The 19,381-nt window shown below is 40.8% G+C and carries 16 protein-coding genes; 12 read left to right on the top strand and 4 right to left on the bottom strand.

Going from position 1 to position 19,381, the window contains the following annotated elements; translation table 11 throughout:
- The first annotated feature begins 203 nt into the window (after positions 1 to 203).
- The gene (locus PQR79_RS13945; RefSeq protein WP_274408593.1) at positions 204 to 413 is read left to right on the top strand and encodes a type II toxin-antitoxin system PrlF family antitoxin; all 210 of its coding nucleotides are present in this window, start codon (positions 204 to 206) and stop codon (positions 411 to 413) included.
- Between the two features lie 598 nt (positions 414 to 1,011).
- Here PQR79_RS13945 and PQR79_RS13940 read toward each other — a convergent pair.
- Positions 1,012 to 1,317 (bottom strand): DUF3861 domain-containing protein, encoded by a 306-nt coding sequence (locus PQR79_RS13940; protein WP_238106275.1) that lies wholly within the window; start codon positions 1,315 to 1,317, stop codon positions 1,012 to 1,014.
- A 16-nt stretch (positions 1,318 to 1,333) separates the two neighbouring features.
- Positions 1,334 to 1,825 (bottom strand): DUF2798 domain-containing protein, encoded by a 492-nt coding sequence (locus PQR79_RS13935; protein WP_238106276.1) that lies wholly within the window; start codon positions 1,823 to 1,825, stop codon positions 1,334 to 1,336.
- Between the two features lie 211 nt (positions 1,826 to 2,036).
- Here PQR79_RS13935 and PQR79_RS13930 point away from each other — a divergent pair, with 211 nt between their 5' ends.
- Together PQR79_RS13930 and PQR79_RS13925 are read left to right on the top strand one after the other, a co-directional pair.
- A complete protein-coding gene (locus PQR79_RS13930; protein WP_238106277.1) occupies positions 2,037 to 2,786 on the top strand; it encodes a DUF1499 domain-containing protein in 750 nt (249 codons plus the stop codon).
- Positions 2,787 to 2,963: 177 nt separating this feature from the next.
- On the top strand, positions 2,964 to 3,533 hold the full coding sequence (locus tag PQR79_RS13925; RefSeq protein WP_274408553.1) for a DUF7010 family protein: 570 nt from the start codon (positions 2,964 to 2,966) through the stop codon (positions 3,531 to 3,533).
- Positions 3,534 to 3,704: 171 nt separating this feature from the next.
- Here the strand turns inward: PQR79_RS13925 and PQR79_RS13920 are convergent, their stop codons facing one another.
- Positions 3,705 to 5,495 (bottom strand): flavocytochrome c, encoded by a 1,791-nt coding sequence (locus tag PQR79_RS13920; protein ID WP_274408552.1) that lies wholly within the window; start codon positions 5,493 to 5,495, stop codon positions 3,705 to 3,707.
- A 442-nt stretch (positions 5,496 to 5,937) separates the two neighbouring features.
- Between PQR79_RS13920 and PQR79_RS13915 the strand changes: the two genes are divergently transcribed.
- Complete coding sequence (locus tag PQR79_RS13915) at positions 5,938 to 7,902, top strand: ATP-binding protein (protein ID WP_238106279.1); 1,965 nt, start codon at positions 5,938 to 5,940, stop codon at positions 7,900 to 7,902.
- A 3-nt stretch (positions 7,903 to 7,905) separates the two neighbouring features.
- Complete coding sequence (locus PQR79_RS13910; protein ID WP_238106280.1) at positions 7,906 to 9,285, top strand: sigma-54-dependent transcriptional regulator; 1,380 nt, start codon at positions 7,906 to 7,908, stop codon at positions 9,283 to 9,285.
- A 205-nt stretch (positions 9,286 to 9,490) separates the two neighbouring features.
- Here PQR79_RS13910 and PQR79_RS13905 read toward each other — a convergent pair whose 3' ends face one another.
- Entirely contained in the window at positions 9,491 to 10,309 is an 819-nt protein-coding gene (locus PQR79_RS13905) for a Crp/Fnr family transcriptional regulator (protein WP_238106281.1), read from the bottom strand.
- 483 nt (positions 10,310 to 10,792) lie between these two features.
- On the opposite strand from PQR79_RS13905, the gene PQR79_RS13900 reads away from it, so the two are divergent.
- From PQR79_RS13900 to PQR79_RS13870, 7 genes are all read left to right on the top strand, one after another.
- Entirely contained in the window at positions 10,793 to 11,686 is an 894-nt protein-coding gene (locus PQR79_RS13900; RefSeq protein WP_274408551.1) for a DmsE family decaheme c-type cytochrome, read from the top strand.
- A 14-nt stretch (positions 11,687 to 11,700) separates the two neighbouring features.
- Positions 11,701 to 13,692, top strand: a complete 1,992-nt coding sequence (locus PQR79_RS13895; RefSeq protein WP_238106283.1) for an MtrB/PioB family decaheme-associated outer membrane protein — start codon at positions 11,701 to 11,703, stop codon at positions 13,690 to 13,692.
- A 43-nt stretch (positions 13,693 to 13,735) separates the two neighbouring features.
- Positions 13,736 to 16,282 (top strand): DMSO/selenate family reductase complex A subunit, encoded by a 2,547-nt coding sequence (locus PQR79_RS13890; RefSeq protein WP_238106284.1) that lies wholly within the window; start codon positions 13,736 to 13,738, stop codon positions 16,280 to 16,282.
- A gap of 15 nt (positions 16,283 to 16,297) precedes the next feature.
- A complete protein-coding gene (locus PQR79_RS13885) occupies positions 16,298 to 16,975 on the top strand; it encodes a DMSO/selenate family reductase complex B subunit (RefSeq protein WP_238106285.1) in 678 nt (225 codons plus the stop codon).
- 70 nt (positions 16,976 to 17,045) lie between these two features.
- On the top strand, positions 17,046 to 17,702 hold the full coding sequence (locus PQR79_RS13880; protein ID WP_238106286.1) for a TorD/DmsD family molecular chaperone: 657 nt from the start codon (positions 17,046 to 17,048) through the stop codon (positions 17,700 to 17,702).
- A gap of 10 nt (positions 17,703 to 17,712) precedes the next feature.
- A complete protein-coding gene (locus PQR79_RS13875) occupies positions 17,713 to 18,165 on the top strand; it encodes a hypothetical protein (protein ID WP_238106287.1) in 453 nt (150 codons plus the stop codon).
- Between the two features lie 115 nt (positions 18,166 to 18,280).
- The gene (locus PQR79_RS13870) at positions 18,281 to 19,189 is read left to right on the top strand and encodes a haloalkane dehalogenase (RefSeq protein WP_238106288.1); all 909 of its coding nucleotides are present in this window, start codon (positions 18,281 to 18,283) and stop codon (positions 19,187 to 19,189) included.
- The last annotated feature ends 192 nt before the right edge of the window (positions 19,190 to 19,381 follow it).

The following is a 19,381-nucleotide window of genomic DNA, read 5'->3' as shown; positions in this document are numbered from 1 at the left end:
TGTTGCCCTAATGCTTGTTAGGCCTTATCAGAGTGTTATTTCCCGTTAAGTCGTTAACCAATTTTTTGTATGACGGAAAAGTAGTTAGTAAACCAGCGAACGGCTTCACTACTTGGATTTTAAATGCCTCGGTTTACCTTTTGTTCATAACTTTATTAGATTGTAACTGATGTAAGTGTCTAGTATTCCTAGGCTTTACCACAATTCAAGAAAATGTTAACGTATTGATATCTCATACATCAACAGAAGAATATACTATTTTGGAAAGTTTTTTATCTATTCTTGAAAATGACATGCAACAGCACCCCGACAAACTACTGCCGCTCACAGCAAGTATGCGTAGAAGTGCTGAAAGTTTAATTGAAAGTGTAGAAATTGATTTTGGTGCTCAGTTATTAGACGAAGATGAATAAACTTGCCTAATATTAACCTGATTGTTGGGTTGTAGTGGTTCAGCAAATCTGGCCTACCATTTGTAGGTAATTGGGACACTAGAAGTTATCTGGAAACCAAACTTTGTTCGCTCTTTGTAACGCAGAAATGTCCAAAAATGCGTTTACAAATGATCAATTTTTTTATGGTCGTACAGCTGTTGATGATATATTGGATCATTAGCTTGCTACTGATCTTGTGGTTGAGAAGTCTTTTGGCTATGAATTCTACCAGATTCAAACGTTAACTAAGACTTTTAGTATTGGTATACAATCTGGCAAACTAGATTGGAGTAAAACTTGGCTTTTAGTTGAGTTAGAAATGTTGATTAAAGTCAATTAAAAGCTCTTACAATGCCTTTAATTAACAAAACTTAGTAATTGTGTATATTTATTTTGGATTTTCTTTGTTTAACTCGTTGTATTAAAATGTTTTTATGTCCACTCACTCACCCTGATTGTTATTTATGTGTGCATTACCTTTTTAATTTACAGTAAATCTAATAATGTAGATTGAGCTTGTATAGAAAAGCCTTGACGGTAACGCCAAGGCTTTTTTATTTACTGTATTGTTGTGCTTTCATGTTGAGTGGTTAAGTGCACTCTTTATGGTGTTTTTTAAATTTTGCATAAAGGTTTTAAAGTGCGGCATAAAATCAATAAACAGCGGATGTTTACGGTTTTGCATCATCAGTGGACCTAACAAACGTAAACCAACACTTAATTTAGTGGCCTCTGACTCTGGGAGCCCACTGCCTATTTTAAGGTTCTCGACGAGCTTAAATAGGTCTTCTCGGTCTTGAAATTCAAACTGTAACTGCTGAATACTGTGTTGATTATGATCAAGATGTTCGACAGTAATTCGATATTGATTGTCATTGCTCATTGGAAAATACCTCTGATTAACTTTTTAAAAAACGTTCAATTTTAGGTTTGATTGTTAATGAGGTAATTATCATTAACGTTAAGCCTAATGGCAGTGCAGCAAGCAGTGCCTCTAGCCAGTGGTTAAACAGTGCTGTTTGACTGCTAAAACCAATATTATTAATGGCTGTCGACAGTGCCATTGCCGATTCCATCGTGATGGCCATAAATAACCCGACAATGATGTTGCGCTTTTTTTCGTTGGTATTGGGTAACCATTTTTCAACGATATGGGTTAATAAAGCCATTAGGATAAATCCCGCAGGCATAACCGTGACAGCGGCAAGCAGAAATGACATTAACCAGTCATTAAAGAAGGTGTCGCTATAGCCTAAGTTGATGTATGTCATTAAGCCAATGAGTGAGCCGCCCATAACAGTCATCATTGCAAGTACTACTAAAATTTTATGGATGACAGGAGTTTTCTTTGAGTCAATATTGGGTAGTGGCATAACTTGTTGTGAATGCATTTTGTGTCTCAAATGATTAAAATGGAGATGATTAATGTTGATAAAGTCAACTATATGTCTTTTATGTTGATAATGTCAACCAGTTTGTTGTGCCGTCGGTTAAGTCGAGTGGCTTATGGTTGAGGTGTTTAATATGTTGTTTGAAATTTTATTCACTAAGCGATGGTCTATTTCAATTGAATAAGTTAGCCATTTTTAAAGGAAGAGCGTGATGCAAAAAAATGTTGTTAGTCATATAGCGCTGATGGTTGCATTGGTTGCGTTAATTGCCGCCGGTATGATGGTTTTTGGGTCGTCTATGGGATTATGGAACCCTATAACAGGATTTGTTGCTAGCCGTAAATATCACAATTTACTCGGATATATTGTGGTGGCTGTGGCGTTAATCAGTTTAGTCAGCGGTATTGTGGTTAAGACCGATAGCCCTAAGGCACGAGGTACAGTAAAGTCAGTTGTAGCATTATTACTGGGGATTGCGATGTTGTCGCCCATGTTGAAAGGGATCATTATCGAGCCGGTAAAGTACCCTCCCATCCATGATATTACGACAGACACACAGAATCCTCCGCAATTTGAATTTTTAACCGACAGCCGTATAGGTGCTAAAAATACGTTAGTGTATGGCGGGGCAGACATTGCTACCCAGCAGTTGCAAGCCTATCCATATATTCAACCTATTATGACGGATTTACCAGCCGATTCGGCGTTTGTAAAAGCCCTTGATGTGGCTAAAGCAATGGGCTGGGTGATTGTTGATCAACAACCACAAACTCAGCGCTTTGAAGCGACTGCGAGAACGCCTTTTTTCAATTTTGCCGATGATGTTGTGGTAGTGGTGACGAGTGTGGAGCTGGGCAGCCGTATTGATTTGCGCAGTGTATCGCGTATTGGCCGAGGAGATGCTGGGGTAAATGCAAAGCGTATCAAAGAATTTAGTCAACGCTTTGCTGAATCGCTTTAGCTACATGGTCGTTGTTATTTGATAAAAAAGAGCACTCTGGTGCTCTTTTTTATGGGATAGGGAATGGTTTTAGAAGCCATAAGATGACATTTGTCATCATTGATTGCTGACAAAGTGCACTACTGCTCAATAAAGGTTTTACTGATAATGAATCCATACCAACAAGGAGGCTTTATCATGCAACATAAATCATTGGATCAGCAATTAATTGAATACCGCCAAAACCGTGCATTGGCGATGCCGTTATCTGGCATGATTGTTTGGAGTATTTTATTTGCTTTGAGCTTTATATTACCCGCCTCGCAAATGGTAATGGCTATTTTTATCGGTACGGGCTCAATTGTGTATTTGGCCATGGGGGTATCTAAGCTAACGGGGGAAGGCTTTGGCTTTAAGAAAACCGCTGACCGTAATTGGTTCGACAATGTGTTTCTCGCTGCAGTAGGGATGAGCTTTTTAACCTTCGGGATTAGCATTCCATTTTTTATTGAAAACTATCTTGCACTCCCTTTTGTGTTAGCGATTCAAACAGGGTTGATGTGGCTGGTACATGGCGTGATAGCGGCGCAAAAAATTGCCATAGCGCATGCTATTGTTCGCACCATTGCTTGTGTTGTTGCCTTTCAATTATGGCCAGAATTAAGCTTTCAAATCCAACCGTTAATTGTGGTGTTGTGTTACGGGTTTACTATTCCGGTGATGGAGTCTCATTGGCGCCAGCAACAAAAAATGGAGTTGAGTGTTTGATACCGACTTAGCGAGAGTTTAAAAGGGCTTAAACAAGGCGCATGACTGAATGAATCGTGGTTCTCTTTCGGAGTCATGCAGCGCAGTAAAGAATATTATTGAATAAAAAAAGCCACAGCACTGGGCTGTGGCTCAACTGATACTAGCAAATCAGTTTTAAAATCGAACGACTTAGTTCTTTTTAGAATATTTTGCGGCTTCTTCACCTGCTAAGCGACCAAAGGTGATGATGTCAGAGATGGCATTACCACCTAAGCGGTTAGCACCATGAACACCACCGGTAACTTCACCGGCGCCATATAGGCCAGGGATAACCTGTTTCTTAGCATTCACAACTTCGGCTTTAGTGTCGATCATCACGCCACCCATAGTGTGGTGAACACCAGGAGTCACTTCGATAGCATAGTAATTACCTTCGTTTAGTGCGCGAGGTAGGTTAGGACGCTCAAAATCAGTGTCTTTACCACTGGTGACTAAGCTGTTGTAACGCGCAACGGTTTCAGTCAGTGCTTTGCCGTCAATGCCTTGCATTTCGCCTAGTTTAACGAGGCTATCAGCTGATGGTGCAACACCTAAACCAATATACTTATCAATTTTAGACAGTGATTTACGGACTGAATCATCAAAGATTAAGAACGCTGATTTACCCGTTTGTCCTAAGATGGCTGCAGAGGCTTTGTCACGAGTGGTTATTTCGTTTACAAAACGCTTACCTTCACGGTTAACCAAGATGGCACCATTACCGCGCACTGCTTCAGTCACCATTACACCACCTTTAACAGATAACGTTGGGTGTGCTTGAATATATTGCATGTCTTTCAATGCGCCGCCGGCATTTTCCGCTACATCTAGGCCATCACCTACTGCACCTGGTTGGTTAGTAGAAATAAAGCCTTTTAGTTTAGGATCTAGCGAAGCCACACGATCATTATTTTTAGCAAAACCACCTGTCGCTAATACAACAGCATCGGCTTTAACCCAGTAATAACCTTTGTACATCCCTTTCACTAGGATCCCTTTGACTTTACCGTCATCAGCTTTAAGTATTTCAATACCACGAGTGTTCATGCGTAAGTCGATATTACGTTTTACTGCATTATCGTAAAGCACTTGCACTACGTGAGCACCAACACCGGCACCACCTGTTGGACGATGTGAACGGTTAACTGACGCGCCACCCATACGGCCTACGTCATTTAAATCTGCGCCCATTTGAGTCATCCAATCAACAGAGGCTTTTGAGTGCGAGCTTAAAATTTCAACCAATGCTGGGTCATTTAAATCACGACCACCTGTCATGGTGTCTTTGTACATTAACTCTGGACTATCTTTAATGTCTTTGGCTTTTTGTTGGTCGGTCCAAGCAGCATTCATACCGCCAGCGGCTAACTTAGCATTACCACCAATAACGGGTTCTTTTTCAATTAAAATCACTTTAGCGCCATTGTCATGGGCTGACACTGCTGCTGAGAAACCTGCGCCGCCAGAACCAACAACGACTACATCAACGGTGTCGCGCGGAGCACTTGCAAGCGCCGCTTCGCGCTCTGATTTATCTTTAGCTAACTCAGCAATAGTTGGCTCGTCACGTTGCCATTTTTTAGCATATGGCATGTCAAAATCGAAGCTGTGACATGAGTCACAGTAAACCATCGATTTTTCATGCGCGCTGTGACATGAAGTACACGCTACTTCACCAGGGAAGTGAGAAGCATGAGCATTGTAATGTTCGTGTTTAGTGGTTTCTGCCACTTCTTCTAAGGTACCGTGACAGGATACGCATTGCGCATTTTCATAGGTTAAACTGTCATTTGAAAGTTCACCGTCTGGTGTGTGGCAACTATCACACTCTTGGTTTTGCGTATGAAAATCGGCTAAGTTATCTGCTGCAGTAACGTGACCAATAAGGCCTGCGCTACCCATTAATGTGGCAAGGCAGACTGCTAGTTTCATCTTTTTCATTTGTATCCCCTCTCTATTTTTAAATGGCGTTAAGCCTATTAACCATAGAAGTTCTATTTTTATTTTTTATGGCGGAATTGATCACACCACTTTAAAAATGCAGTTCATTTATGGTTTAAGTGACCTGCGATTTATATTGCTACCAATAAGCTTAGTCACACTGCAAATATCCACAATAAAATCACTAAAAGGGAGCCTAGAAATGCCTGTTCAATCACAAGCGTTTAAAGGAACTATGCAAACATGCATAGCTATAAAGGGGTATATGCGTTTTTGCATAGAGGATAGCGATCAAGATCACATTGAATGTTATGTTGATGAGTGCAGATTAGGTTCTTGTTGGTTTGCCCACTTTGATTAGTCTCACTTTGATTACATAATGATTTACTCATATGCGGAATGCTGCACAGTTTCGCATGGGTTAAATCGGTAACATTAGCGCATGAGATTGATATTGTTTTTTCTTATATTTTTTACCTTGCCAGTGCTGGCGCAAGACAGCATTGTATTTGGTGTGCACTCAAATACGGCTCCTTTAGAGTGGCGCAATAATGGGGTTGATCAAGGCTTTAATGTTGAGCTAATGAAGCGAATTGGCCAGCTAACCAGTACGCGAATTATTGTTCGGCGCAAGAGTTTTCAGCAACTGTTAAACGATGTACATAACCCAAAAAGCGACATTGATGTGATTGCCGTGGTGAGCCCGGTCAATATGGATCGTCAGTTAGCGCAATCGGATCCTATTTATGCCACCCATGCAAAAGCTTATACCTTGCAAGGAAAGGCGCTTATTAATAATTGGGCTGATTTAGTGGGTAAGCGTGTCGCCATAAAAAATGGTGCATTTGTTGATGTATACCTCTCTGACAAACTGCAAAGGTTTGATCGGGTCGATGTTGACCTGTATGAAACAGGTTTTCAGTTACTGATAAAAAACCAAGTTGATGTCGTGATTGCTGAAAGCTTTGTTGCGAGGCGATTATTGCCAATGTATCCATCGGTACGAAGCTCAAGTGATGCATTAATTTATGGCGCGTTTAATTTTGTTGCCAATAACAGTAAATCTGATCTGATGTATCAGATTAATGAGGCGCTAAGGCAGTTAAAGTTATCGGGTGAATACGACCAATTAGTCAATAAATGGTTTGGTACCGGACGCGAAAAAGTGGATTTAACCTCTAGCGAAAGACGGATGTTTGCGCTGGCGATTATTGTGGCAATCATTTCAGGTGCCGGCCTTATTTACACTGGGTTTATTAGCGCGAGTTTACGTCGTAAAACCCACACACTAGATGCCGAATTGATACAACGTAAGCGGATTGAAGCGGAAATATCTGAACTGTCACAGCAGTTTCAATCTGTGCTTGATGGCATCCCTAATGGCGTGACCATCGTCAATCAAGACTTACAACACTTATGGAGTAACGATAACAATATATATTTGTTAGATTCAGACGCGTTTTACTACATAGACAACGATGTATTTGTACTTAAAACAGCCGTGTTAAATGTGTTATCCAGTCAAAAGTCATTTATTGCAGACATGCGTTACCAGCAACAATTTTGGCAGTTACAAATTCACCCCATCGCCCAAGAACAAGTGGTTATTTTACTTGAAGAGTCAACTGAGCAACACAGGTTACGTCAAGCAAACGAAGAGGCCAGTCGCCTTGCTTCACTGGGTGAATTATCTGCGGGGATTGCACATGAAATTAATAACCCGACAGGGCTTATCGTCCATGCCGTCTCGTTATTTAGTGCCGCGATGAAAGACTTATTGCCCGCGGCGACATATTACCAAAATCAAAATCCTTTTTGGCTTATTGCCGGGTTACAACCTGATATTGCCATCAAAGAGCTGCAGCACAGTTGTGGCTCTATTGAAGACGGCGCTAAACGAATCAGCCGAATTGTTAACGATTTAAAGCGCTATGCTATGCCGCATGTTGCTGATGAATATACGCAAGTGTGTCTCAATGATGTGGTGCACGTTGCCCTGCGTTTAACGGCAAATCAAACCAAATTCTATCAAGTTATCACTCAGCTTACAGAGCAACAACTCTGTATTAACGGTGATGCTCAGCAGTTACAGCAGGTGCTGATTAACCTTGTGCAAAACGCGTGTAACGCTTGCACTAAACAGCAAGGTATTATTGAAATTGAAACCAGCATTCAAGACACCACTGCCTTACTCAGCATTACAGATAATGGCTGTGGCATGAATAGTGCCACCCTAAAACGGATAACAGAGCCCTTTTTTACCACAAGGCGTCATGAAGGTGGCACTGGGTTAGGGTTGTCAGTTTGCAGTAAAATAATTAAAGAACATCAAGGTGAAATGCAAATACTGTCGAGTGTGGGTAAAGGTACCCGCATTCGCCTAACGTTTGCCTTAGCAAAAGAGTAAGCAATGAAACTAGCCCGAAATATTTTGTTAATCGACGATGAAGCTGCTTGGTTACGCACTTTAGCGATAACCTTAAATCGGCTTGTACCAGAGGCTGAAATTGATACTTGCATTGACAGTCGCCAAGTACAGAATCGCTTACAAGTAGGTGACTACGCCCTCGTGTTGGTTGATTTGACGATGCCATTTCATTCTGGCGAAGATATTTTAGCCATGGTACGCAGTGACTTTCCCAATACTCGGGTTATTATTGTCACCGGCGTGAATGAAGTCGACACCGCGGTACGCTGCATTAAAAATGGGGCTTATGACTACTTTATCAAAACCGACGATGTCGACGACCTTGCTCGTACCGTGCGCCGAGCGCTTGAGGTTGTTGGGCTTGAACGTAACTACTTATACATAAAAGAGAAGTTTTTAAGTCGTACGCTAGAAAACCCGCAAGCATTTAATAATATTTTAACTTGCGAACCGCAATTATTAGATCAATTTCGCTACCTTGAAGCCGTGTCTGGCAGCCCAGAACCCCTACTTATCATTGGGGCGAGCGGAACAGGTAAAAGTGAATTTGCCAAATCTTGTCATGCACTCTATAGCCCAAATGAACCGCTATTGAGTATTAATCTTGCCGGGATTAGTAGTGAATACTTTGAACAAAAAATGTGTGGCAAGCTTTATCATCATAATAATGGCGAGCTAGAAGCCGTTGCGGGTTTACTGCATCAAGTCGGCAGTGGCGTGCTTTATCTTAATGAGATTGGTGCGTTGCCGCTCGATGCTCAGGTTAAGCTGCTTACCTTATTAGAAACCAAACAATACTATCCTTTAGGCAGCGATACCGCTTACCCAGTAAAATGTAAATTTGTGGTATCTACTCAAGATGATTTACTTAAACTTCACCAAGCGGGTAAGTTTAGAAGTGATCTCTTGTATCGTTTACGCGCCCATAAAATTAAATTACCGCCATTAGTTGAACGGCGCTTAGATATCTCAATGTTGATTAATCATTTTATTGCCTTAGCGGCGACAGAAATGAATTTACCCGCACCACTACAACCTGCAGATTTAGCCACGCAGTTGGCCAGTTATGACTTTCCTGGCAATTTACACGAACTCAAAGGCATGGTGTTTGACGCCGTAAGTAGAAGTGATGGTATCGCCCTCAATACCAGTCCTTTTATGGAAGCGATTAATGAACATAAATCGATGAATGATACCCCACAGAACACGATTATTTTTCCCAAACAACTGCCAACCATTGCCCAAATGAACCAGGCATTAGTCGATGAGGCTATGAGCCGCACTGCAAACAATCAAACCGCGGCAGCGCAAATATTAGGGATCAGTCAAAGTGCCCTGAGTCGACGTTTAAAAGGGCATTAAGGCTTTAACAATAATTTAATTGTATCAATATCATATAAATCTTTTTATATGATTGATTTATATAAGATGGGAGGTGGTTACACTTATATAATAATGATTTCGATATATTTTTTTAAGAGTATTTTTGTCACTTTTATATTGCAGACATTCTTATAAAGATAAATCTCATATAAGTTAGACCTTCTATAGGTAATGCCTATAATTTTTATTGTTTTATTTTTATGTGTAACGGTTGATTATTAATTTCGATCATGTTTTTTGTTCTGAATTTTAACATGTTATTTGATTTACAACCTTGGGCATCCTCTCTGCCTAAAGGACATGGAGACAATTCGTTAAATAGAGCTGTATTGACGCATAAGAGCCCATTTTGTTTTGTCACGAGTCCTTGTTTCTTTAAACTTCCCATCATTAAATCTAACTTGATGACACTAATATGAAGAATATCAGCTATTTCTTCACGTGTAAGTTTGATTTTAATTGTCAGCCAAGGTGATGAGAATTCGGTTTTATAAACAACAAGCATATCAAATAAAAATTTGATTAACTTATCTTCAGGGGATGATGTTAGCAAGAAAATAGCCAGTGCAGTTTGCCTTTCTGTAAAATAATTAGCATCAAACATAAATTGAGTAAATAGCTCTATATCATCTTTTATAAGGTTTTTTATCAATGATTTATCTACAACGATGAGGTCGCTATCTCTTGCAACTTTTATGCTCTTACAGCATGTACAATTGTTTTCTAATAATAAATGATAATCAGTCAACCTTTTAGGCGTTATCACATTAACGAATTTTGGTTTGGTGTAATTGTTTGTTCTTTTTATATAGAACAAAAGCCCTGATTTTAAATATATAAAATTGTTGAGCAAGATACTTTTTGGTACCAGATCTCCTTTTTTTAAGGAGATGCTCTGACCATGTTCTTTAATAAAATTCATTATCTCTGGCTTTACGACTTCGGGGAGAAATATTGTTGATTTACTCTTCATGTCAGAGTTTAAAGACATAACTAACGCCATATAACTTCGCCTTAATGGGTTTGTAAAAATTTGCAATTAGTTACTTTAGAAACCTTATCTGAGTTTAACAAGCAGCATTGCATTGCACTTTGTTTATGTGCGGCATTGGTCACATTTCTATTGGTGTTTGTGGTGTTTGTCAACAAAATTGTTTGTGATTTTCTTTGTTGGCATTTTTGTTAAGTTAATCACAAGTTATTTTTTATTGTTTATATACATATGTAAGTTTTTGTAAAGATAGTTTGTTTTAATTTGTTCTATATTGGGGTGAGGGTAATTAAGTGTGTGAATGTTTCACCATTGATTAAATCAAATCTACAGAACAAAAGAATGTGGTTTATTTTTTACAAATAATGCGTTTATTAATATTAAGCAATTCCTTGCAGGTAATAACATGAAAGCTAAAAAAACAATGTTAAGGAGATATTTAAAATGAGATCTCTGTATCGATTATTCATATTTATTGTAGGTGTCTTTTTCGTAATGCAAAGTGCTCATGCATTACCTTGGGAGGATTTAACTGCAGAGCAACTTGAAACAACACTCATTGAAAAATTTGCACAGGGTAACTACTCACCTAAAGGTGCAGATAGCTGCTTAATGTGTCATAAAAAAAATGACAAAGTAATGGACATTTTTAAAGGTGTTCATGGCAATGTCGCCCACTCAACATCTCCTATGGCTGGCCTGCAATGCGAAGCATGCCATGGTCCAATGGGCCAGCATAACCGTGGTGGCAAAGAGCCGATGATCCAGTTTGGCCAAGGCAGCAAGCTGTCTGCTCAAACTCAAAATACGGTTTGCCAAGGTTGTCATAACGATGCTAAGCAAATGGCGTGGCATAACAGCACACACAACCTTGAAGACATTGCCTGTGCCGACTGCCATGTTGTCCATGCCGCAACCGACCCTGCACTTGAAAAACTCACCGTCAACGACACCTGCACCAACTGTCACACGCGTGAAAAAGCCGACATGAACAAACGCTCTAGTCACCCAATGAAATGGGATCAAATGACCTGTATCGATTGTCATTCGCCACATGGATCAATGACCGAAAGCGCGTTAAACAAACCTTCTATTAATGACACATGTTACAGCTGCCATGCCGAAAAACGTGGTCCAGTCCTTTGGGAGCATGCGCCAGTGACCGAAAACTGCATTACCTGCCATAACCCGCACGGTAGCGTAAACGAAAGCATGCTAACCCATCGTGCACCTCAGCTATGTCAGCAATGTCATGCCGATGACGGCCATGCCAGTCGTGTGGTGCAACAACCGGGCGTGGATGCCTTTGGCGGCGGTAAGAGCTGCCTCAATTGCCATAGCCAAATTCATGGTTCCAACCACCCAGCTGGCAGCACTTTGCAGCGTTAATGAGGAGTCACACAATGAATTTTAAACTCAATATTATTACCGCCTCATTATTGCTCGCGTCTGCGCCAGTACTGTCAGCGAACTTTGCCGTAAGCCAGGCCAATACTACTCAGGTTGACCAGCAAAACTATCAATGTAAGCGCTGTGAAGTAAACTCAGGTTATCGCGGTAACGTCAGTGTGGCAGCAGGCTATATTGAAAGTGATGATGTGCATGCGGCCAATGCATTTGGTACTGACCAAGATGGCTTTGTTGCCACGGCCAATGCTGACGTGCAATACCAAAATAGCGAGGGTTACCAGGCTAAGCTTAAAACTCACCAATTAGGCTACGAAAACAGCTTTGCTCAAATGAGCGCCGGTAAACCGGGGTTATTTACCGTCGACGCCGACTATCAGTTAATCACCACATATCAATCGGGTGATGCGCAAAGCAACTTATATTATGACCAAGGCACTCTTGTTGGCAGCACCCAGCCATATAACTTTGAGCTTTCTCAGCAGCGTGAAAAAATTGCTTTGCAAGCTGAAATGCAACACGACATGTATCAAGGTTATGTGCAGTTCGAAACCGAAGATAAGTCAGGTTACACCAGTAGCAGTGTGATGAACCCAAGCCCTGTTAACACCGGCTTGGTGGTTGACTCAACCACCGATTCATTTACCGCAGGCGCGATATTAAATGGGGCTAACTGGCTTACCGAACTCAGTTATTTTGCAAGCCAGTACGACAATGACAGCCAGGATTTAAGCTTCACTTATTTGGACGATGTCTATGCCGCAGCACCAGACAATGAAGCGCATCAAATCTCACTTTCGGGTCAATACCAATTAGACAGCACCGTGATGTCTGGCCGCTTTATTGTCGGTCGGATGATACAAGATGACGACTTAATCTCAATGAGCGGCAACCCAATACAAAATTGGGATGGTGAAGTTGATACCACAGATGCCACCTTAAAAGTGTCATCAATGTTGAGCAACCGCTTACGTGTGGGGGGGAGCTTCGACTACAGCAACCGCGAAAACAACAGCTCCGTATTTGAATTTCAGCAATACACCTTTAATGACTTAAACGACACCTTTAAAGAAAACATTGCCACTGACATTGAGCGTGCCACGTATAAGCTCAACGCAAAATACCGCATAAGCCAGGACTATCGCCTACAAGCGGGGTACGACCGTGAAGAAATAGACAGAAGCTACAGTGCCCGTGAAGAAACCCACGACGACACGCTATGGGGCAGATTGTCTATTCGTGCGGTAGACAACTTTATTATTGATATTAAAGCAGAACACAGCAATCGTGATGGCTCAGCGTACCAAACTGATGAGCTAACCTCGTCAGAAGAAAACGCCTTAATGCGCAAGTACTACCTAGCCAATAGAACCCGCAATAACCTTGAGTTAAACATTAACCACACTCCGCTCAGCTGGTTAGGCGTCGACATCAGTGCACACTACGCCAAAGATGATTACGACGACACCGTTATAGGCTTAACCGAATCAGAAGATTACGGCGTCAACCTTAACCTTAATGCCACTGTCTCTAAACATATCAACGTATATGGCTTTGCCAGTCAGCAATGGATTAATTCAGCACAAGCGGGCAGCCAAAGTAACAGCGCAGCCGACTGGTATACCGACATTGAAGATGAATTTATCAATATCGGTACCGGTATTCACTACGGTGGATTACTCCAAAACAAGCTGACACTGGGTGCTGACTATTTGTTTAGCAACTCAAACAGCGACACTTATATCACCAGCACCGGCACGTCGCCATACGGTGATTATTACTCCTACAACCACAGCGTCAACATGTACGCAAACTATAACCTGAGTAACGAAATGGCACTCAAACTGACCTATCGCTATGAACGTTATTACGACACTGATGACGCGCAAATGTCGCTTGATGAAACGACAAGCTTTATCACTTTAGGTGAGTTAAATCATAACTATAGCGCCCATCAGGTCATGCTGAATTTCAGCTACCTGCTGTAAACGTTACCCAAAACCAAATTTACATTAGTAAGAGGACATCACAATGGAACGCAGAAGTTTCTTAAAAATGAGTGCTGCTATGGGTTGTGCAGCAACAATCACAGGGTGTGAAGATAGCGCGAAAGATATCAAGGTTGTAGAGCCTGAAGTACCTGAAAGTTCGCTTGAGCAACTTAACTGGTCTGCATGTTTAGTTAACTGTGGTTCTAACTGCCCAATTAAAGTGTTCAGTAAAGATGGGGTCATTAGCCGTATTGAAACTGATCATGAAACAACAGATGAATATGGTGTTAACCACCAAGCAAGAGCATGCCCTCGTGGCCGCTCACTACGTCAAAGAACCTATGCAACAGACCGACTACGTTCGCCAATGAAACGAGTAGGTAAACGAGGTGAAGCAAAATTTGTCCCGATTACTTGGGAGCAAGCTTATTCAGAAATCGGTTCAAAATTATCAGCGATTAAAGAGAATTATGGTCCAGAATCTATTTATATGCATTACGGAACTGGTGCTTATTATGGATTTTCATCGAATACGGCAACTTGGGGCAGATTATTAAATTTAAATGGTGGTTTTTTAGATCATCATTGGGATTACTCATGGGCGGGTGTATACCCTGCATGTATGGCCACTTATGGTGACCAGTGGGATAGTATCGGTGGTAGCTCATTAAGCGAAATTGTTAACTCTGACTTATTTATCGGTTTTGGCTTTAATCCAAATGAAATTCGTATGAGTGGTAGCGGTGAAGGCTATGACTTTGTCAAATCATTAGAAAATAATACAAAAAATATTAAAGTTTGGATGATTGAGCCTCGTTACACCGACTCAATGCGCGGTAATGAAGACGAGTGGCTTGCTATTCGCCCAGGCACAGATGCGGCATTGATTGAGGCGGTTATTTACCAAATGATAAACAGTGGTTGGGTTGATCAAAAAGCCAAATCATTTTTAGATAAATATGCTGTTGGATATGATGAAGCCTCACTGATTAATACCAAAGCATCTGTTGCGTTAAATTCAGATCCATTTATTGCTTCGCATGCTCAATATATTGACCCTACTCAAAACTACCATGATTACATTATGGGTCTGGGTGCATTTGAGTCCGATGGTGCTAAAACACCTACTTGGGCTGCGGGTGTGTGTGGTATTCCTGTCTATAAAATTGAACAGCTAGCCGATGCCATCATGGCTGCAGAAGCACCATATATCTCAGCAGGTGCGGGTATTAGTCGCCATGCCAATGGTGATCAAGCCACTCGTGCAGTTTATACCCTTGCGATTATGACGGGTAAAATTGGTCGCGCAGGGGTTAATAGTGGTGCTATGCCGTCAAGCTATAGTTTTGGTGTCGCAGGAATGCCAACAGGTAGTAACCCTGTCGATGTCACTATTCCCGTTTACACGTGGTCAGATGCTGTAGTACGTGGCGAGCAGTTTACAGGAACCACAGACGGTGTTCGCTTTACAGCCAGTGGCAGCCAAGAGCGAGTTGATAACAACCCAGCAACTTTGGGTACAAACATTAAAGCGATTATCAACTGTGCGGGTAACGCTCTTGTTAATCAACATTCAGACAGTAATGGTACTGCTCAAATTTTAGAAGATGACAGCATGTGTGAACTGATTATCGTCAGTGATTGCTGGATGACGCCATCGGCTAAATTTGCGGATTATTTATTACCAGATAGCACTTGGCTTGAATCCGTTGATTATGCCAACGATTCTTATGCATCAGGTCAAATGGCTTATGCAACATTTATGAGTACGTCACTCAAACCGTTAGGTGAAGCACAATCCATGTACGAGATTTGTGCGGGTATTGCAAATGCGATGGGCAATGGCGCTGAATATACTGAAGGGCTAACAGGGCAACAATGGTGTGAAAAACTGTATCAAGAAACTAAATCAATGAATGCCGATGTTGATATGCCTGACACTTACGAGGAAGCACAAAAGGTGGGGGTTTTCCGTAAATATATGCCGTCATCAGTAGTTGCATTTGAGTCCTTTATTCAAGATCCGGTTGCTAACCCTAGACCTACAATTTCTGGAAAATTCGAAATTTTCTCATTATCACTTGCACGGAAAGCGGCAACTTGGTCTTTGCCTGCAGGAGATAAAATCACTCCATTACCTCAATACGTAGTCACTTGGGATGGTTATCAAGACCAAGACACTATTGATGCAGGCTATCCTTTGCAGTTGTGCGGTTACCACACGAAGGGCAGAACTCACTCTAGCTATCACAATGTCGCATGGCTAAGAGAAGCGGTAGAAGATGCTGTTTGGATGAACCCAAAAGATGCTTCAAGCAGAGGCCTATCTGATGGTGATATGGTGCATGTGTATAACGGTAGAGGAACAATCGAACTGCCTGTAAAACTGACACCAAGAGTGACTCCAGGCGTGTGTTCTTTAGGGCAAGGTGCTTGGTATAAACCTGATGCGAGTGGAAAAGTGGGGCCATCTGGCCATGTTGTTGATATTGGTGGCTGTATTAATACGCTAACAAAATATCATCCTTCCCCTGTATCAAAGGGAAATCCACAACACACTAATCGTGTTCAAGTAGTTAAGGCTTGAGAGGGGTAAATTAAAATGACACAAGAAACTCAATTAGGTTTTTATTTCGATAGCAGTAAATGTACTGGCTGCAAAACATGTCATGTTGCTTGTAAAGATCGCATGGTTGGAAAAACACGCAGTAAGGACGATGTAACCACTCAAGGCGTATCTGCTATGCCTGGTATGTTATGGCGCCGAGTGTATGAATATGGCGGTGGTTCATGGGACCAAAATGCAGATGAGAGTTATGAACAAGACATTTTTGCTTATTATGCTTCTGTAGGCTGTAACCATTGTTCTGAACCAGTATGTGTTAAAGCTTGTCCTACAGGTGCGATGCATAAGCGATCAGAAGATGGATTAGTCTTAGTTGAAGAGTCGTTGTGTATTGGGTGTGAGAGCTGTTCAAGAGCTTGCCCATATGATGCACCTCAAATCGACATAGAGCGTAAGGTCATGACTAAGTGTGATGGTTGCTACGATAGGCTTGCGGAAGGGAAAAAACCAATTTGTGTTGAATCATGTCCTTTACGAGCTTTAGATTTCGACACAATGGAGAACCTTCGCGCTAAATATGGCGATGGAGATGGTCATTTTGCGCCATTACCATCGGAATCGATTACATCGCCTAATTTAATTGTTAAAGCCTCACGAAAAGCGCAACCGGTTGGCTCAAGTGCTGGAAAAATCCTCAACGTCAGAGAGGTATAAAAAGTGGAGGGTGTAATAAAGGTTATTACACCCTATCTTTTGTGATATTTAACAAGCAAATGTGAACGATATGAACATTGAAAAGCTTCAAGATTTACAAGCCATTGCCAATGTATTGCATGCAGTGTTTAGTGTATATCCCGAGTCAGATTTAGTTAATACCTTTAAGATACAAGGCATAGTTGAAAACTGGCCCATCCAAAAGGCAAGCGACACTAGTCCTAATGCTTTAGCGCTTTTACAACGATTTTTAGATCAATGGAGCGATGATGAAGAAGCCATAATCAAGTTAAAACTCGATTATGGCATGTTGTTTTACGGACCAGGCACACCTGTAGCTGCACCTTGGGGATCCGCTTACACAAGCTCGTCTCAGTTACTCAATGACGCGAGCACCATGGATTTAAAGCAGTTTTACGTTTCACACAATATTAATATCGACATGAAAGCGAATGAGCCAGTAGATCATATCGGCTTAATATTGGCGGTATTGTCTTTTTTGTTAAAGAAATTAATAGAAGAACCGCAAAACGCATATTACCAATCAATTATAAAACAACTATTGGAACAACATTTATTACCTTGGGCATATCGTTGCTTAGAGTTAGCTTACTCTCATGCTGAAACGGATTATTTTAAAGCATTTTCTATTTTAACCAGGGAATATTTTTTACATCTCGAAATAGTGTTTGAGCTACAAACAAAACAAATGGCAATTTATCGATAGGTAAATATTGATGACATTTTTAAAAGCATTCGTTCAACAATGGCACAAAGCTGAACTGGGGCATAGTTTATCATTACGTTTACGTGATTCAGAAGATATTATGCAACACTTTAATGGTGCCACAGATATAAACACCGTAACGAATTTAATCGCTGCGCTAGTGTACAGTGATGGTGTACCTACATGGTTAAAAAATGAAGAGAAAAATTTTGAACAGCCATTAAAAAATGAATTGGTTTTTAAGTGTTTAGTCATCAGTTGTCAATTGTTGTTTGTTAAAGCATCACAGAGAGTTAATTTAAATCAAGCCGAAAGGTTAATCCTAACCTTGTCTAATGCTTGGGTTAATCAAGAATATAATGACCCAAGCCACCATGAGTTAAAAAGCCTTATTAAAAATATATATAACCAAGTCTGCGCTATAGACATAGAAAGCAGAAGGATAGTTAAAAACATGAGGTGACTTTTGTTTTTAGTCTATTTTTAAAATATATCCGCTAAAGGTTTGATGTTGTAATAATAGTTATTATGTTATTCGACTCATAAAATCGTTTTTTATAATGGGAGAGTAGAGACTTATGGAATTTTTACGAACGGATGATAAATACTTCGTTAACTTACCTGATTACCAATTCACACCTAATTACCTCTTCGTTAACGACTATGAAGGTGGTCAATTACGTATGCATTATCTTGATGAAGGGAGTAAAGAGGCTCAGCCGTTATTGTTACTTCATGGAGAGCCTTCGTGGAGTTTTTTATATCGTAAAATGATTCCGATTCTTGTGGCTGCGGGACATCGAGTTATCGTTCCAGACCTCGTTGGGTTTGGGCGTTCAGATAAACCCAGTAAACGTTCTGATTATACTTATCAACGTCATGTTGATTGGATGAAGTCATTTGTTGCACAACTCGAATTAAATAACGTGACTCTTGTTTGCCAAGATTGGGGAGGATTAATCGGGCTGCGTTTGGCTACAGAAGATGTTCCACGTTATAGCCGTATTGTTGCGGCAAATACCATGTTGCCCACAGGCGATGAAGAAACAAATCCTGCATTTATGCAATGGTTTAATTATTCGCAAGAAGTTGAAAACTTCCCTACTGGACACATGATCAATGGTGCAACAGTTTCTAATTTATCAGATGACGTTATTGCTGCTTATGATGCTCCATTTCCTGATGAATCATACAAAGCTGGTGCACGAGAGTTTCCTTTACTGGTGCCTATTACACCTGATGATCCAGCGACTCATAAAAACCGAGAAGCTTGGAAAATGTTATCTCAATGGAATAAGCCATTTTTAACCGCCTTTAGTGACTCAGACCCGATCACAGCTGGTGGCGATAAAATGATGCAACAAATCATTCCAGGTGCTCAAGGGCAAAAACATACCATTATCGCTAAAGCTGGTCACTACTTACAAGAAGACCAAGGTGAAGTATTAGCTGAAGTTATCGTTAACTTTATTGCCGATAATCGTTAAACCGTTTACTCATCTTAATACAAATGACGGCCATATGTTCGATAGCGCAGCTTGGCCGTCATTGACTTCAATCAACCTATAGAATTTTTTAAGGATCTATATCTAAAACATATTCAATCATTTTACTATTTCATCTTCCATCACCCACCTTAACCCCTCCTTAACCTGCCTTTCGTTATGCTAGTGCCATTA

Source organism: Shewanella metallivivens (assembly GCF_028750675.1).
GTDB classification, from domain to species: Bacteria; Pseudomonadota; Gammaproteobacteria; order Enterobacterales; family Shewanellaceae; genus Shewanella; species Shewanella metallivivens.
Note: the sequence above shows the minus strand (reverse complement) of the source record. Positions and strands in the feature narration are given on the sequence as shown.